Consider the following 17,198-nt stretch of genomic DNA (forward strand, 5'->3'; position numbering starts at 1 on the left):
AGTTTCCGTTACAAAGAAATAATCGCTTTTTAATTTACAACCCTTGGATACCGAAGCACAATGTTAATATTTTTCTACGTACTGGGAATAATTAAACTAGAACCCCTTTCACGATAGAACAGGGATGATGGTAATTTTATAACTTTATAGTCAAAAATCAATGCCAAATCGTACTGGATACCAAATCAACTCGACTCTCCACGAAGGAATCCAAACAATTATTTATCAAGCACAAACGCCAAAGACGCAACAGCGAGTTATCCTCAAGCTGCTTAAAAATGAATATCCGACTCTCGAAGCCTTTACTCGCCTTAAAAATGAGTATCAAATTCAGCAAGGTTTAGACCATCCCAATATAGTTAAAGCTATCAGTATAGAAAATTTTGAAAACCGTGTAGGACTGTTGTTAGAAGACTTTGCTGGTCAGTCTTTAGCTCAACTACTACAAACAAAAAAACTTGACTTAATTAACCATTTAAAGATTACTATTCAACTGACTAAAGCTTTAGATTATTTACATAATAACCAGATTATTCATAAAGATATCAAACCCAATAACATTATAATTAACTCCCAGACAGGTATTGTTAAACTCGCTGACTTTGGTATAGCCTCCCGTCTCAATAAGGAAAATCCCCAATTTAATAACCCTAACTGCGTTGAAGGCACACTTGCCTATATGTCTCCCGAACAAACTGGGAGAATGAATCGCATTCTTGATTATCGCACCGACTTTTATTCCCTTGGTGTGACTTTATATGAAATGCTCACTGATAAAATACCATTTTTTAGCCAAGACCCCCTAGAAGTAGTTTATAGTCACATTGCAGTTCAAGCGATAAACCCGCAATCATTAAATTCACAAATTCCTACTGCTGTCTCGGAAATTGTGATGAAGCTGATAGCGAAAAATGCAGAAGATAGATATCAAAGTGCTACTGGATTATTAGCAGATTTAGAATTATGTCTCAAGCAGTTAGAAACGAAGGAAATCATTACTGATTTTGTGCCAGGTCGTTTAGATATATTGAGTCAGTTATTAATTCCTCAAAAATTATATGGTCGTGAAGAACAAGTTAATGAGCTTTTAGCTGCATTTAAGCGAGTTACATCTGGAACTAGTGAAATGATGCTAGTTTCTGGTTATTCTGGGATTGGCAAATCAGTTTTAGTCAACGAAGTTAATAAACCCATTACTCGCAGACAAGGGTACTTTATTTCTGGTAAATTTGACCAGTTAAAGCGAAATATACCTTATGCTTCTTTAATTCAAGCCTTTGCTTACTTAATGCGGTATTTGCTGACCGAGAATAATGAAAAAATAGAAATATGGCGTAGTAAAATCTTATCAGCTTTAGGAACAAATGGAAAAGTTATTACTGACGTAATTCCAGAAGTAGAATTAATCATCGGTACACAGCCGGAAGTTGCCCAAATTGGGGCAACAGAATCACAAAATCGTTTCAATCATGTTTTTAAAGAATTTATCCAAGTTTTTACTCAAAAAGAACACCCATTAGTCATATTTTTAGATGATTTACAATGGGCAGATTCAGCCACTTTAAATCTAATTCAACTGCTAATAACTGATTTCGATAGCAAATACTTTTTATTTATTGGTGCATATAGAGATAATGAAGTTAGTTCAACACATCCTTTAATCCAAAAGATAGAAGAAATTAAAAATAGTGGCACGGTTGTTAATAATCTTGTATTACAACCTTTAAATTTAGATAATGTAACTCAGCTAGTTGCCGAAACTCTTCAAGAAATAGAGGTTAAGCCCAGATTTTCTAACAATAAAATTATTAAGCTAGCTGAGTTAATTTGTAACAAAACAGGTGGAAACCCATTTTTTATAACACAACTAATTCAGGCACTTCATCAAGAAAAACTGTTAATATTTGATTTTAATAATGCTAAATGGCAATGGAATCTAGAGGATATTCAGGCAATTGGAATTACCGATAAAAATGTAGTTGAGTTAGTTGCCAGTAGAGTTGAAAAATTACCAAAGTTCACCCAAGATGTTTTAAAATTAGCAGCTTGCGTAGGTGACAGATTTAGTTTGGATGTTTTATCGATAGTCAATGAAAAATCACCTTCTTTGACAGCCAATGATTTACACTCAGCTTTGCAAGCGGGATTAATTCTGCCTTTAAGTGAAGCTTACCGTATCCCTTTAGTTTTTAATCAAGAAGAAGCTGTTAATTTAAATTTTGACACTTCACGGGTGGGTTATAAGTTCTTGCATGACAGAGTACAACAAGCAGCATATTCGTTGATTCCAGAAGAACTGAAGAAGTCTACTCACCTGAAAATTGGGCAATTGCTTCTTCAAAATATACCTAAAGAGGAAATAGAAGCTAATATTTTTGATATTGTCAATCAGTTGAATGTAGGTATTGTTAACCTGATAGAGCAATCTGAAAAAATTGAATTGGCACGATTAAATTTAATTGCCGGACAAAAAGCTAAAGCTTCTACAGCTTACGAAGCGGCTCTTAAGTACTTCACAAATGGAATAGAACTTTTAAATATAAATACTTGGCAAACTGAATATACCTTAACCATCGGTTTATATGAAGGAGCCGCAGAGGCAGCCTATCTGGGCGGTGATTTTGAGCAGATGCAAAAATGGGCTGAGGTAGTGCAGCAAGAAGCTAAAATTCTTTTAGATAAAGTGAAAGTCTATGAAGTACAAATTATCGCTTCTATCATTCAAAGCAAGCAACTGGAAGCCATTAAAATAGCAGTATCAATTCTGCAATTGTTAGGAATAAGTTTTCCAGATGAACCGACATCAACTGATATTCAGCAGGGGATGGATGAAATTGCTACTTCTTTGAAGGGGAAAGCCATTGCAGATTTAATTAACTTACCATTAATGACCGATCCTAACAAGATTGCAGCTATGAGAATCTTAATGGGAGTTCTCCCTGCGGCTTTTCAAACTGCTCCTGCAATGATGCCAATTATTGTTTGTAAAATGGTCAATTTGTCCTTAAGGTATGGAAATACGGCTGTATCTGCCTATGGTTATAGTCTTTATGGATTACTTCTTTGTGGAATTCAAGGAGAAATTGATTCTGGCTATGAATTTGGGAAATTAGCTTCAGGTCTGGTGTCACAATTTAATGCTGAAGAACTCAAGGCGAAAATTCTGACAGTTGTTAGTGCCCATGTTATGCATTGGAAAGAGCATGTTAGAGAGACATTAACATCATCAATGTCAGGATATTCTAGTGGTCTGGAAACTGGAGATTTGGAATATGCTGGTTATTGTGGTTACATTTATCCCTATCATTCATTTTGGCTGGGTAAAGAACTTTGGATTCTAGAAAAAGAACTGATAGCTTACTGTGATTCGCTGAAAAAAATCAATCAACAAGTAGCTTTGACTTGGAACTCAGTGTATTTGCAAACAGTTCTGAATTTGAAAGGAAGTTTTGAAAATGTGGAGTGTTTAATTGGAGAAGCCTACAACGAGCAAAGTATGCTGCCAATTCATCAGCAAGTAAATGACCTTTACACAATTAACCACTTATTTGTTAATAAGCTAATGCTCTCTTACATATTTGGAGAGTATTTTAAAGCTGTAGAAAATGCTGCGATCGCAGAAAAATCTTTAGGTGGTGTTACAGGGTTGTTTGTTGTCCCAGTATTTTATTTTTACGATTCTTTAGCTCACTTGGCAATATATCATACTGCTAAAGAGTCTGAGAAGCAAGCTATTCTAGAAAAAGTCCAAGTTAATCAGCAAAAGATGGAACTATGGGCTACTCATGCTCCCACCAATCACTTACACAGATTTTATCTCGTGGAGGCAGAACGGTATCAGGTTTTGGGTCAAAAGCTAGAAGCAATGGACTATTATGAAAACTCTATTGCCAAATCTCAAGCAAACGGTTTTCTCCAAGAAGAAGCTTTAGCCTATGAGTTAGCTGGAAAATTCTATCAGTCTCTAGGTAAAGAATTAATTCATCAAACTTATATAACTAAAGCATATTATGCCTATATTCGTTGGGGTGCGATCGCTAAAGTTAAACACTTAGAATTAAAGTATGTTTTTCTAGTAGGACAAACTACTACCATAGAAAACACTAGTTCAAAAATTGATACAACTCATATTACCACTAACACTACTACCAATAGCAGCTTAAGCGATTTTCTAGATTTTAATGCATTCATCAAGTTTTCACAAGCGATTACTAATGAAATTGTTTTAGAAAATTTATTGGGTAAGCTGATCCAAATTTTACTAGAAAATGCTGCTGCACAAAAAGCAGTACTACTCCTACTTAAAGATAATCACCTGTATATTGAAGCTTCTGGAAATGCTACTGACGATGTGGTGACGGTTTTACGTTCTATTCCTGTTGAAACCTATCAAGATTTACCGGTATCTGTAATTAATTACGTTCTCCGAACCCAGCAATATATTGTATTAAATGATGCAACAGTTACAGAGCCTTTTAATTTTGATATCTATATCCAAAAATCTCAAACAAAATCAATCTTTTGTTTGCCCATTATGTACCAATCACAGCTTACTGGTATTATTTATTTAGAAAACCAGTTATCATCAGGAGCTTTTGTTCTAGAAAGAGTAGAGGTATTAAAAGTCTTAGTTTCTCAAATGGCTATTGCAATAGAAAATGCCAGTTTGTACACAAGGGCGCAAGAGAAATCTAAAAAATTAAAACAATCGATAAAAGATTTACAAGAGGCACAATTACAACTTATCCAAAGTGAAAAAATGTCTTCTCTGGGTAATTTAGTTGCAGGTGTAGCACACGAAATAAATAATCCTATTGGTTTTATTACAGGTAGTATTACCCAAGCAAAAGATATTGTTAAAGATTTAATAGACTATCTGCAACTGTACCGAAAAAAATTCCCCAATCCTGGCGCTGAAATTGAAGAAAAAGCCGAAGAAATAGATATAGATTTTCTGCTAAAAGATTTACCAAAAATGATTGATGGTATGACAGTAGGGACACAGCGCATTCGTAATATTAGTACCTCTCTCCGTACTTTTTCTCGTGCTGATACTACCTCTAAAGTATTAGCTAATATCCATGAAGGTATTGATAGTACTTTGATGATTTTACAACATCGTCTGAAAGCCGATCCTAATCGTCCAGCAATTAAAATTATTAAGCACTATGCAAATATCCCATCAGTAAAATGTTATTTGGGACAATTGAATCAGGTGTTTATGAATATTATTGCAAATGCAATTGATGCTTTAGAAGAAGCAAATATCGGTCGTAATTTTTTAGAAATTCAAGAAAAGTATCCTAATATTATTACTATTGAAACTTATCTACAAGTAGACAATGACAAGGTGGTAATTAAGATTAAAGATAATGCTAAAGGAATGCCTGAAGCAATTAAAGAATGCATTTTTGAAAATTTGTTTACTACCAAATGTGTAGGAAAAGGTACGGGATTAGGATTATCTATTAGTCGGCAAATTATAGTTGAAAATCATGGTGGAAATTTGATTTGTGAATCAGTCTTGGGACAAGGAACACAATTTATAATTTCTATTCCCATTTTGGCAGAATAAGGGATTGTTGATAGTTTTAGCGGCAGATTCCCGACTTATCACAAATCTTCCAGGATTGCTATAGCAATCCTAAATCATTCGTGAGAGAGAAAAACGCTAAAAGGCTTAAAAACACGTACTTTTAATCTCCGTATTTTCTCTCGTTTCAATTCAGATTGCTATATAGTAATTCTATTTGATTTCTGACACTTGGTAAAATAAAATTCATTTTGCTGTTAGTCAAATTATGTAAGTGGTAACTTTATTACTTAATCAAATCAACACAAACTTAGTTGCAATTAATACTTGTAACTTATTAATTAACTGTTATAACTAATTGTATACATCAAATCTTGTACGTACTAGCTTTATCATTTACTAGAAAATAGGTTTTCTAGCGGATATAAAACGTAATTGCTAGCAAAGTATGCAAGCATTTAGCCAATTTTTATGAGCTAAAATTATTAGCCCAAACTTTAGTATTTGGTAAAGTACAAGATGCGAAAATCGTAAATAATTAAGGAAGTCATCTTGTGGAAAAAAGAAGAGAGAATAGGGGAATAGTTTCAAAGGCTATTTCGTTTTTGTTAAATCGTATAACTTTGATTGTGCTTGCAGTCACTTTTGTGCTGTTTGTTGGAGGTAGGTTTGAATTAGCAAGTGCAGCTCAACCTAACGCGGAATTAGAAATTCAAAAATTAACATCTTGTTACGCTCTGGGAACTGATGCTATTGGTAGAGGAAATCTGCTAGAGGGAAAGAATATTTATCGAGATTGTTTTACTCAAGATTCAGTCCTCACTGCTATTTTTCCTGATGGGGCAAGTGAAACACGTTATGGCACAGATTCTTGGGCAGATTTTGTCTATTCAGTATTCCAAGGAAATGGATATACAGCTACTCAACATTTGATGGGTACGATAAACATTTCAGTTCAAAATAATCAAGCAACGATGACTTCTTACCTCCATGCGACTCACAAACGCTCGGAAACCAGCATTGATGTCGCTAATGGCACTTATGAAGATAAAGTCGTTAACAAAAATGGACGCTGGAAAATTCGTAATCGTACTCTCAAACTCATCGATTTTTTGAATCTCAGTTCCCCAAGTTCTTCTTCAAGCACTAATGCTCGAAGTACTAATTCCTCAGCTACCTTTGTCAGACCAAATATACCTCGTTTAAAAGAATAATTCTTGAGATTGGAATAACACTAATACGGGTTGGATAAGTATTCTTTACCTCCCTGATGACCTGAAAAAAGGGGTGTGAATTAAAATATTCACTCCTTTTTTTATTTGCCACTTGAGCCAAATATAGTGCCAGAAAAAAGGCAGTTCTGAATTAAATAATTTTAAGCTTTAGTAAACCTTTGCAGTCAGCCTTTATTCTGTTTGATATATGAATAAAGAAGTTCGCGATCGCTCTGAGGATTTACAATTAAGCATGGACTATTACCGTGATTTCCATTACTTACAACAACAACAGTAATACCTATCCGTGGACAAACCCCTAAACAACTAGTGCTAACGACCCGAAATTCACCCCATAATCCCTCAAACTTTAAACGAGATTTCAACCAATTTTCTAAGTCTTCGGAAGCTGTTGAGCCTGAGCGCTCGTTTGCACATTGCGAACACACAAGCACCAAACCAGACTCCCATCGAGGAGAAACACTGGAAATAGAAATGTCTAACGGGCGAGAATTTATTAAGGGCGATGGTTGCTGAGAATTGAATGCAGACCTCTTGAGGATACGTTTTAGCAATCTCTTAATACGCTGGATCAATTTTTTCATGGACGACCCCACCTATTTATCTGACAGGATAGGGTAAATTTCCTGTTTAGTCTGTTCTAGTAGATCGCCCAAGAAATGCTAGCCTATGCCAAGTCGTTTGTAGACGATGTAGAATTTTCACCAATAGATGCCAAGGAGAGATGATATTACTATCTTTAATTGCAACTCACTATTACAATTTAGAGGTTCCCACTCGCTGGGGAAACTACATGGAATTAAAATATGACTAAGCCGATCGAATACGAAGAAGCCAGCGACGAAGTACGTGCAGTGTATGATGACATCCGCGTTACACGTCAGAATGACTACATCAATAACTTTTGGAAAGCCATAGCCAATCATCCTCCCACCCTGAAACGAACGTGGCAAGCTGTAAAGGAAGTGATGGTTAGCCCTGGTGAGATCGATCCACTGATGCGCGAACTGATTTATATTGCCGTGAGTGCGACGAATGGCTGTGAGTACTGCATCGCCTCACACACAGCGTCGGCGCGTGCCAAGGGTATGAATGATACTATGTTCGGGGAACTAATGGCGATCGCAGCCACTGCCAATATGACCAATCGCCTCGCCAACGGCTATCAAATTCCGGTGGATGAGAAATTCAAAACGTAGGAGTTTAGCCTTTGTCTATCCCTACTTAAAAATAAGGTTTAGCAGAATCATTTACTATGCCCAAGGTTCAGATTAATGGAATTGATTTGTTCTACGACATTAAGGGAACAGGTGAGCCTTTGCTATTAATAGCTGGCTATCTTTGCGATCATGCCTATTGGTCGCTGATTATGCCATCACTGGTTTCGCAGTATCAAGTCATTCGCTTGGATAACCGAGGTATGGGGAGAAGTTCTGCTCCCGAAAACCCCTATAGTCTGAAACAGATGGCTAGTGACGTTGCAGCATTGCTCGATCGCATCGGAATTAATCAGGTGCATCTAGCAGGCCATTCAATGGGTAGTCAGATAGCCCAAGAATTAGTGTTAGCACACCCTGAAAAGGTAAAAAGTCTGATGCTACTTTCATCTTTGGCAAAGGGTGATGCATTATTCAATAGCATCATTGAGACTTGGGGCGAACTTTCTAGTAATGTAGACCTAAAACTTTATGAAAAAGTCGTATTGCCCTGGATATTTACAGATGCTTTCTACTCAATTCCTGACATGATCGAAGGTCTGATTGAATTTGCCATCAGATATCCTTTCCCGCCTGCAACTCATTCACTTTATCATCATAGCCAAGCCATCCTTAGCAGTGACACAATAGACCGCCTCCAAAAAATTCATTGTCCTACCTTAGTTTTGGTTGGTAAACAAGATATTCTCACCCCGTTAAAGTTTTCCCAACAACTTACTCAAGGTATTCCCAATGCTGAACTTGTAGTCATCGAACGTGGTGGTCATGGCTTCTTGATTGAGTCGCCGGATGCTGTGGTTTCAGCTATGCTTAATTTTCTGGGGAAGTTGAAGCCAGCTTATAGCAATTTTTGATTATTAAGATAATTTACCAAATCCACCGCCGCCAGGAGTTTCTATTACAAAAACATCTCCAGTTTTCATCTCTACTGTTGCTGTGCTGTCTAAATTTTCTTCAATTCCATTCTGTCGTTGTATCCAGTTGCGTCCTACTTTTCCTGCTTCCCCACCATTTAATCCAAAGGGAGGAACCAGGCGATGACCAGAGAGAATATTAGCTGTCATGGGTTCTAGAAATCGAATGCGGCGGACAACTCCATTACCACCCGAATATTTTCCTTTGCCACCGCTATCGGGACGAAGACTAAAGCTTTCTAAAAGTACAGGATAACGGGTTTCTAAAACTTCTGGATCGGTCAAGCGAGAGTTAGTCATGTGGGAATGAATGCCATCAGTGCCAGCAAAATCAATTCCTGCACCAGAGCCGCCGCAAATAGTTTCATAATATTGATATTGCTGATTACCAAAAGTAAAATTATTCATCGTTCCTTGAGAAGCAGCTATAACACCCAAAGCACCATATAAAGCATCGACAATAGTTTGAGAAGTTTCTACATTACCTGCGACTACTGCGGCTGGATAGGTTGGGTTGAGCATACAGCCAACCGGGATAATAATTTCTAGAGGATTAAGACACCCAGCATTGAGAGGAATACTATCATCAACTAAAGTACGGAAGACATATAACACTGCTGCTTGAGTTACAGCTTTAGGAGCATTAAAATTACTATTTAGTTGTAGAGAAGTCCCTGTAAAATCAATAGTAGCACTGCGGTTTTCTGGGTGAATCGTTACTTTAACTTGAATTTGTGCGTCATTATCCATTTTATAAGTAAATGAGCCATCCTTGAGAACTGCGATCGCACGTCTAACAGACTCCTCAGCATTAGCTTGCACAAATTTCATATAAGCTTGAACAGTATCGAGCTTGTATTGGAAAACCATTTTACGAAGTTCTTGTACTCCTCGTTCATTAGCGGCAATTTGTGCTTTAAAATCAGCAATATTTTGGTCAGAGTTGCGAGCAGGATAAGTATGATTTGCGAGGTGCTGTCTGACTGCTGATTCTCGAAAATTTCCCTCTTCAACTAAGAGAAAATTATCAAAAATAATTCCTTCTTCTTCAACTGTGGTACTGTGGGGAGGCATGGAACCGGGAGTAATTCCACCGATATCAGCTTGGTGTCCGCGAGAAGCGACGTAGAATAGGGGAATAGATGCAGAATTTTCTCTACTTTCTAGAAAAACAGGGGTAATTGTAGTTACGTCAGGAAGATGTGTACCGCCGTTATAGGGATTATTAGATAGATAGACATTTCCCGGTTTTATGGTGTCGCCTTTATCATTAATTAAACTGCGGACACTTTCACTCATTGAACCTAAATGTACAGGAATGTGGGGGGCGTTAGCAACTAGTAATCCAGAAGAGTCAAAGATAGCGCAGGAGAAATCTAACCTTTCTTTAATATTGACAGATGTTGCCGTATTTTGGAGAACAATCCCCATTTGTTCTGCAATAAATTGATAGAGGTTTTTGAATATTTCTAAGCGGACGGGATCGGGTTGAGATGTTGTGTACATTTTGAGATTTTCTTGAGATAGATGATTTCATAGCTAGATTTGCCCTACCACCAGCAAATTTATTTAAGGAAGTCTAATTAGACATTTCTTGCTTTTCTCCTTAGCTAGCTCTTCATTAAGATTTTGTCTAGCTCTTTCAGCATTATCTAATTTTTGTTCAAGCTCTTGAATCACTTCTGGTTTAGCGATTTTTTGTAACTCTTGACTTTCGGATGTCAGGTCTTGAATATCTTTTTTATAATTGTCGATTTGCAATTCTAAATTTGATATTTTGCTTTTGTAGTCGGATATAGCCTCAGACTCCTTTACAAAATTAGCTAGAAATGGTGTGGCAAACCCCAAGCCAAAAATACCGATAATAAAAGTAAATTTTAGCAGTCGATTAACTAAATCTTCCTGTTTTGCTTGCTTAGATTTTTCTGGCTTCTCGACTAGTCCCACATCAATTAAATATTGAAAAACTACTTTTTCGCTATAACTTAAATCATCTAAATTAGTTTTCCAATCTACTTTGTCTCTAAAAGCAATTTTGCAGTAATGTAAAATAAAATCGTCTTCAATATGATTTGTTTGTGATAACTTTGTGAAAGCTAAGTTAATCGTCTTTAAGTAATCCTCTTGGTTCAACCTAGTTAGCTTCATTTCCATAGTCACTTGAATTTTAATTTTGAATTAATAAGTCTGACGTTTTAAAATTTGCTGTACAGAACCATACATTTCACTTGTCAAACCTTCAAGTTCATGCTCTATATCCTCCCAACGCCCAAGTTTACTCGTCCATTTTCCGTTAGATAATTGTCTGGCGGCGTGGGTTGGTTCACCATCAGAAGTAGTGTATATTGCTATCTTCTCAAAACCCACTTCAAGCTCGGAATTGTCGCAAACTTTGTACCCTAAGCTTTTGTATGCTTGGATAAAAGCTGACATAGTTAATTCTGCTGTTACAGCTTCTACCCAGTAATACATATTATCTGGGTCTATTGGACTCCACCAGCGATCATCCTCACCCGCAGCCCAAGCAAAACAATTATATGATGTACTTGGTTGCTGGTTACAGAATATTCAGTATGGTATAAGTTGGGAAATTTATTTTCTCTGTAGCTTTCTAACTTACCATCTATATCCATTTGCTTTCCCCCATTCAATCCAAGCTACAGCCATTTGCTGAAGTCTACCACGCTGTTCAGCTTTGACAGGGTTTGCTCCTGTAATTGCATTTAAGGCCCAAAACCAATGGTCTGGTTCGCGCTCAAGTTCACGCATAATTAAAGGAACAACAGGTTGTCCCATCCCGATTATTCTTTGATAAGCGGGATGCATTGATATTTTTGAAGCAACAGAGAGCATTCCTGTTTCACGCCGCCATTGTTCTGCTAATTCTGAGAATGTAGTTTCTATTTCTGCGGTTTTAATAACCGGATAAACGTAAGGTGACATTTAACCTCTATTTAGATTGGCTACAAGTTAACTAATATTAATTATCTTGTAAATTTACGTTGTCTTTGATGAATTCATCAATCTTTACGCTGTAAAATTAGATGATTACATTCAGTTAATCTCGCTTGCCAGTTAGGTTCCACTACAATAGTGCTAATTTTTTCGACAACGATCGCAGGGCCATTAATACTATCTTCTGGTTGTAAATCTTCCCGTCGATAAACAGGAGTATTGTGCCATCTATCAGCAGTAAACATCCTGACTGTCTCAACAGATACAGGGACTTCATTTAAAGGGCGAGTACGAATAATTAAAGGTTCTTCGGGAGTATCCATTTTCTGAATTACTTCCACGGAAGCGGATTCAACAATTAAGCTTTTCTCTAATTGAATAAAACCATAGCGAGATTGATGTTCACTCTCAAATTCTTGTCGCATCAATACCACATCATCGGCAAAATTAACGGTCAAGGTAGAGTTAGTACCCTGATATTTTAAGTGAGCTTTTCGGATTACTTCTACTTGACTCAGTGCCTCATCTATTTCGCTTATAGCTTGAGTTTCTAAATATTCCATTAACTGCTGTAATTTAGGGACTAATGCTTGAGTTAAAGGTTGTTCAACTCCTCCTTCTTTAATCGCCCGCACATCAGCTAATCCCATTCCATAAGCAGAGAGAACGCCAGCATAAGGATGTAGAAATATTTTTTTCATTCCCAAAGTATCGGCAATTAAACAAGCAACTTGCCCACCTGCACCGCCAAAACAACAAAGCACATATTGGGTAACATCATAACCGCGTTGCAGACTTATTTTTTTAATTGCGTTCGCCATATTTTCCACTGCGATCGCCATAAATCCTGCGGCTACTTGTTCAAGAGTGCAATGATTTAACGTAGCGGCTTGAATGTCTTGAGTTAATTGGGTAAATTTTTGAATAACAATATCTTTATCTAAAGGTAAATTGCCATCAATGCCAAAAACTGAAGGAAAATATTGTGGGTGAATTTTACCTAACATTACATTGGCATCAGTAACCGTTAATGGCCCGCCACGCCGATAACAAGCAGGCCCAGGATTTGATCCAGCAGATTTAGGGCCGACACGATAACTAGAACCATCAAAAAAGAGAACAGAACCACCTCCAGCAGCAATGGTATTAATTGCTAATACAGGAACTCGCATCCGCGCCCCAGCAATTTCCGAATCTAGTTGTCGTTCATACTCTCCTTTAAAATGGGCAACATCTGTACTTGTCCCTCCCATGTCAAAAGTAATAACTAACTCGAAACCTGCCCTTTTACTAGTTTGAACTGCGCCAACAATACCGCCAGCCGGGCCACTTAAAATACTATCTTTTCCTTGAAATTGTTCAGCTGCGACTAAACCGCCATCAGATTTCATGAACATTAATTTCACTCCCGGTAACTGACTCGCTACTTGGTTGACATAGCGACGTAGAATAGGAGTTAAATAAGCATCGACTACTGTTGTATCTCCCCGGCTAACCAACTTCATTAAAGGACTAACTTGATGGGATACGGATATTTGAGTAAAGCCGATTGCTTGGGCAAGTTTGGCTATTTGTCGTTCGTGTTCAGGATAGCGATCGCTGTGCATCAAAACAATAGCACAACTCCGAATTCCTGTATGGTAAACTGCTTGTAAGTCACTTTTGACTTGTTCAATATTTATAGGTATTAATTCATTTCCGTTAGCATCGTAGCGTTCATCTATCTCAATCACTTGCTCATAAAGCATCGTTGGTAAAATTATCTGGCGGGCAAATATATTTGGACGGTTTTGGTAGCCAATTTGCAGTGCATCTTTAAACCCTTTGGTGATCAGAAGAACAACCCTATCTCCCTTTCTTTCTAACAGCGCATTTGTTGCTACTGTTGTCCCCATTTTCACTACTTCTATCGCTTCTGTAGGAATGGGTTCGTTGGTAGCAATCCCCATGATATCTCGAATACCTTGGATGGCCGCATCTTCATATTGTTCGGGATTTTCTGAAAGTAGTTTGTAGACTATAATATATTGCTGATTAGGTAGATTCACAATTAAAAAACGTTCGGGATGTTTTGAAAGTCTATTGATAAATGCTTGATTATTAGTAACAGCAACAATATCTGTGAATGTACCACCACGGTCAGCAAAAACCTTCAGCATTACTCTGTTTACTCGATACTATAGTAGGTAGCATAATAATGATATAAAAATATTATACTATGGAAATCCACTTTGATTTCTGAACTTATTTGCGTTGTGTGCTAAACGCGATAGGTAGGCAGTAGGGACTAAGAAATAGGAAATCAGTCTAATTATGAAATATCTTTAATATTCGCTGCTGTACTCTTTTTATAACTACTTCCTCTTCAGGAGATAGCCCATCAAATAGCATCTCATATATCAATGGTACACCCAACTCTAACTCTTCTAAAAGTATACGCTGGCTAAATACATCTTGTGGTTTGCCTTCTAGCATCAGCCGCCCTTTATCCATGACAAAAACCCAATCTGCCCAACGATAAACTAAATCTAAATCATGGGTTGCCATTAATAAAGTGGTTCCATCTTGATGAATTTTCTTCATAGTTGCTATCAAGTTACGAGTATGTTTTATATCTAAGTATGCAGTTGGTTCATCTAACACCAATAGTTCGGGTTGGAGTACCATGACATCAGCTATAGAAACTCGTTTTTTTTGTCCTAAACTCAGATGATGTACTGGTCTTTCTGCTAAAGTTGTCAGTTCAAATTCAATTAATGCTTGTTCTACTCGGTCTTTAATTTCATTTTCTGGCAAACCTAAATTACACAAACCATAAGAGATATCTTCTTCAACAGTAGAAGCTACTAATTGTTGTTCTGGATCTTGAAATACTAGCCCAACTTTCTGCCGTAATTTACTGAGATAACTTCGATTATAACTTAACGGTTCACCACGCCAACGTATAACGCCAGAATCAGGTTTATATAGACCATTAGCTAATAAGAATAGTGTCGTCTTACCGCAACCATTTTGACCAATTAATGCACACTTTTGGCCAGATGGAATTCTCAGTGTTAGACCATTCAAAGCTGATTGCTGTGCTACTGGATAGGTGTAATATACCTGCTCAAATTCGAGTAAATATTCCTGCATTTTGCCAAAATTCTAATCCTATTAATCCTACACAACCGCAAATTGCTTCGATGATATATCGCGCTTGGGGGCGATAGCGCCGGGGATGCCAAACTCGAAATTCACTCACAAAACCTCGTGATTCTAGTCCGAGAGAGAACTGACTATATCGTTGTAAGGTTCGCTGTAATAGTTGTCCGATTAGTAGTGCTAAACTTTTCATTCCAATAGCAAGAGTGCGGTAGCCACCACGGGAATTTTGTGCTGTCCATAATTCACTGGCTGTATTCAGCAGGATGAAAATAAACCGATACATTAGTAATAATAAATCGGTTAAAAGCACTGGAAATCGTAAGTAACGCAGAGTTTGTAATATCTCCGTGAACGGGACAGTTAACATGAGAAAATATAAGCAAGAAACAGATGCTAATGCTCTGGTTAAAATTCCCAATGCTTGGATACTGCCACTATGACTGATATAAATATAGAAGTGTCCGAAAGTTAGTCCAAACCACGAGTCTAATTGCACCCTTGGCAAATCAGTAATCGCAACTCCATTCACCATTAGGGCTGGTAAACTTGTCAAACAAAAAACTATGGTGAACATTAACAACCGAAAATAAACACCAGCCGGAATTCTTGCATAAATAACTGTCCAAAGACCCATCCAAAGCACCATCAAAATTTGCACTAGCGGATGGGTAGCAAGGGAAATAGCAAGAGTAGTAAATGCAAAAATTAGTTTATGTTCTGGTGGCAATCTTCGCAGTCGATTAGTATAAGCTAAAGTATCTATTTGCAAGCTCATTATTCACGTTTTTGTTGTTGGGAACGTCCTTTATACAACCCAATTGCATAACCAACTACTCCCGCACCTAAAGCTGCTTGCGAAGCAAATAATAAGCTTTCTATTTCACCACTAGCTGGTTCAAAAAATGATTTAAACCAGGGTTTATATCCAGGTTGTATTTCAGTAATTGCTTTTTCTGCTTTGTCATCGGAACCGGCAAATTCGCCACCACGCACAAATATTAACGGTGCAACTGCTAAAGCTAATACAGCTACTACCAACAGCCAGTTACTCAACCCTTTTTTAGATTGACTCATTACTTTGACGCTCCTGCTTGATTAATTGCAACAATTCCAATTCTTGAGGATTATAGGATTGCAACCAGTTCCATACCAACACAGTTAGTAATCCTTCACTAATTGCTAAGGGAACTTGAGTTATAGCAAAAATTCCGGCGAACTTGGTAAATGAAGCAATAAATCCACCAACAGGGGCAGGAAAAGCTAGGGCTAGTTGGATAGAAGTGATAACATAGGTTAGTAAATCTGCGATCGCAGCTGCTAGAAATATGGCGATTTTTTGTTTACCACCCAACTTCATTGTCAGATTATATATCCAGTAAGCTGCAAATGGTCCAGCGATCGCCATCGAAAAAGCATTTGCCCCCAGCGTTGTCAAGCCGCCATGCGCTAGTAACAAAGCTTGAAACAACAATACTAAGCTACCCAAAACTGTCATAGTCAGGGGGCCAAACAGCACCGCACCTAACCCTGTCCCCGTAGGATGAGAACAACTACCTGTGACGGAAGGGATTTTCAACGCTGACAGCACAAAAGTAAAAGCACCAGCCAAGCCCAGTAGTAGTTTTAGTTCCGGGTTAGCTTGGGTAATACGAGTCAGACTACGCAATCCTAATAGAAAAAATGGTAATGCCACAACCCACCAAAAAATCGCCCACTGCACTGGTAAAAAACCTTCCATAATGTGCATGGCGTAGGCGGGTTTGGGTAAACCAACTACCAGATAAAAACTGATAACTCCCATCAGGGTTAGACTGACTAACGCCTGTTTTTTTCTTTTCATAATCTGTAACTCGCAGATTTATGTAAACGAATTGATTCTAACCGGCGGGCATCCTGACTCACCTAATTTTGGTTCACAGTTGCGGGACAGCGTCGGATTTTCACCGGACTTTCCCCCTTGCGTCCGATGGCTGCTCCCCATCAGAACCGATTGGAGTAACTATAACACTATTACTAAATTTTGAGCCGTGATTTTTAACCCTTTCAAATCGGACTCAGTATCAGGATATAGAAACCGAGTTACGACAACAGTTACTGCAAGTTAGTCGAGATGAGCAACGAAACAGAATCACTGCTGATATCTTCGTTAACAATTATGCCATGTAAAAAATTTGTGAAAAACTTGGTTTTCGTATCG

Annotated in this window: 14 protein-coding genes and 1 riboswitch; of the genes, 4 read left to right on the plus strand and 10 right to left on the minus strand. The window is 37.6% G+C overall.

Annotation, left to right across the window (positions count from 1 at the left end; all coding sequences use genetic code 11):
* The first annotated feature begins 160 nt into the window (after positions 1–160).
* A complete protein-coding gene (locus V7K41_RS04835; protein ID WP_334846015.1) occupies positions 161–5,575 on the plus strand; it encodes a trifunctional serine/threonine-protein kinase/ATP-binding protein/sensor histidine kinase in 5,415 nt (1,804 codons plus the stop codon).
* Positions 5,576–6,138: 563 nt separating this feature from the next.
* Positions 6,139–6,747, plus strand: coding sequence for a nuclear transport factor 2 family protein (locus tag V7K41_RS04840; RefSeq protein ID WP_334846017.1), 609 nt, complete (start codon positions 6,139–6,141; stop codon positions 6,745–6,747).
* 185 nt (positions 6,748–6,932) lie between these two features.
* On the opposite strand, the gene V7K41_RS04845 is transcribed toward V7K41_RS04840, so the two are convergent.
* The gene (locus V7K41_RS04845) at positions 6,933–7,352 is read right to left on the minus strand and encodes a (2Fe-2S) ferredoxin domain-containing protein (RefSeq protein ID WP_334846020.1); all 420 of its coding nucleotides are present in this window, start codon (positions 7,350–7,352) and stop codon (positions 6,933–6,935) included.
* A 222-nt stretch (positions 7,353–7,574) separates the two neighbouring features.
* Between V7K41_RS04845 and V7K41_RS04850 the strand changes: the two genes are divergently transcribed.
* Together V7K41_RS04850 and V7K41_RS04855 are read left to right on the plus strand one after the other, a co-directional pair.
* The gene (locus V7K41_RS04850) at positions 7,575–7,967 is read left to right on the plus strand and encodes a carboxymuconolactone decarboxylase family protein (protein ID WP_334846022.1); all 393 of its coding nucleotides are present in this window, start codon (positions 7,575–7,577) and stop codon (positions 7,965–7,967) included.
* A 56-nt stretch (positions 7,968–8,023) separates the two neighbouring features.
* Positions 8,024–8,839, plus strand: coding sequence for an alpha/beta fold hydrolase (locus V7K41_RS04855; RefSeq protein ID WP_334846024.1), 816 nt, complete (start codon positions 8,024–8,026; stop codon positions 8,837–8,839).
* 3 nt (positions 8,840–8,842) lie between these two features.
* On the opposite strand, the gene V7K41_RS04860 is transcribed toward V7K41_RS04855, so the two are convergent.
* From V7K41_RS04860 to V7K41_RS04905, 9 genes are all read right to left on the minus strand, one after another.
* A complete protein-coding gene (locus tag V7K41_RS04860; RefSeq protein WP_334846026.1) occupies positions 8,843–10,405 on the minus strand; it encodes a hydantoinase B/oxoprolinase family protein in 1,563 nt (520 codons plus the stop codon).
* Between the two features lie 63 nt (positions 10,406–10,468).
* On the minus strand, positions 10,469–11,059 hold the full coding sequence (locus V7K41_RS04865; RefSeq protein WP_334846027.1) for a hypothetical protein: 591 nt from the start codon (positions 11,057–11,059) through the stop codon (positions 10,469–10,471).
* Between the two features lie 18 nt (positions 11,060–11,077).
* Complete coding sequence (locus V7K41_RS04870; RefSeq protein WP_442943129.1) at positions 11,078–11,467, minus strand: DUF7689 domain-containing protein; 390 nt, start codon at positions 11,465–11,467, stop codon at positions 11,078–11,080.
* Between the two features lie 48 nt (positions 11,468–11,515).
* Entirely contained in the window at positions 11,516–11,842 is a 327-nt protein-coding gene (locus V7K41_RS04880; RefSeq protein ID WP_334846033.1) for a hypothetical protein, read from the minus strand.
* A gap of 77 nt (positions 11,843–11,919) precedes the next feature.
* On the minus strand, positions 11,920–14,013 hold the full coding sequence (locus V7K41_RS04885) for a hydantoinase/oxoprolinase family protein (protein WP_334846034.1): 2,094 nt from the start codon (positions 14,011–14,013) through the stop codon (positions 11,920–11,922).
* A gap of 148 nt (positions 14,014–14,161) precedes the next feature.
* Positions 14,162–14,989, minus strand: a complete 828-nt coding sequence (locus V7K41_RS04890) for an energy-coupling factor ABC transporter ATP-binding protein (protein ID WP_334846036.1) — start codon at positions 14,987–14,989, stop codon at positions 14,162–14,164.
* Positions 14,964–15,776, minus strand: coding sequence for a cobalt ECF transporter T component CbiQ (gene cbiQ, locus V7K41_RS04895; protein ID WP_334846038.1), 813 nt, complete (start codon positions 15,774–15,776; stop codon positions 14,964–14,966). Before cbiQ ends, V7K41_RS04890 begins: the two co-directional genes overlap by 26 nt.
* On the minus strand, positions 15,776–16,075 hold the full coding sequence (locus tag V7K41_RS04900) for an energy-coupling factor ABC transporter substrate-binding protein (RefSeq protein ID WP_334846040.1): 300 nt from the start codon (positions 16,073–16,075) through the stop codon (positions 15,776–15,778). The genes cbiQ and V7K41_RS04900 overlap by 1 nt, the downstream gene beginning before the upstream one ends.
* On the minus strand, positions 16,062–16,841 hold the full coding sequence (locus V7K41_RS04905; RefSeq protein ID WP_334846043.1) for an energy-coupling factor ABC transporter permease: 780 nt from the start codon (positions 16,839–16,841) through the stop codon (positions 16,062–16,064). The genes V7K41_RS04900 and V7K41_RS04905 overlap by 14 nt, the downstream gene beginning before the upstream one ends.
* Before the next feature lie 26 nt (positions 16,842–16,867).
* A riboswitch (cobalamin riboswitch) is annotated at positions 16,868–17,007 on the minus strand.
* Positions 17,008–17,198 lie beyond the last annotated feature (191 nt).

Source organism: Nostoc sp. (assembly GCF_036917415.1).
Taxonomy (GTDB): Bacteria; Cyanobacteriota; Cyanobacteriia; order Cyanobacteriales; family Nostocaceae; genus Nostoc.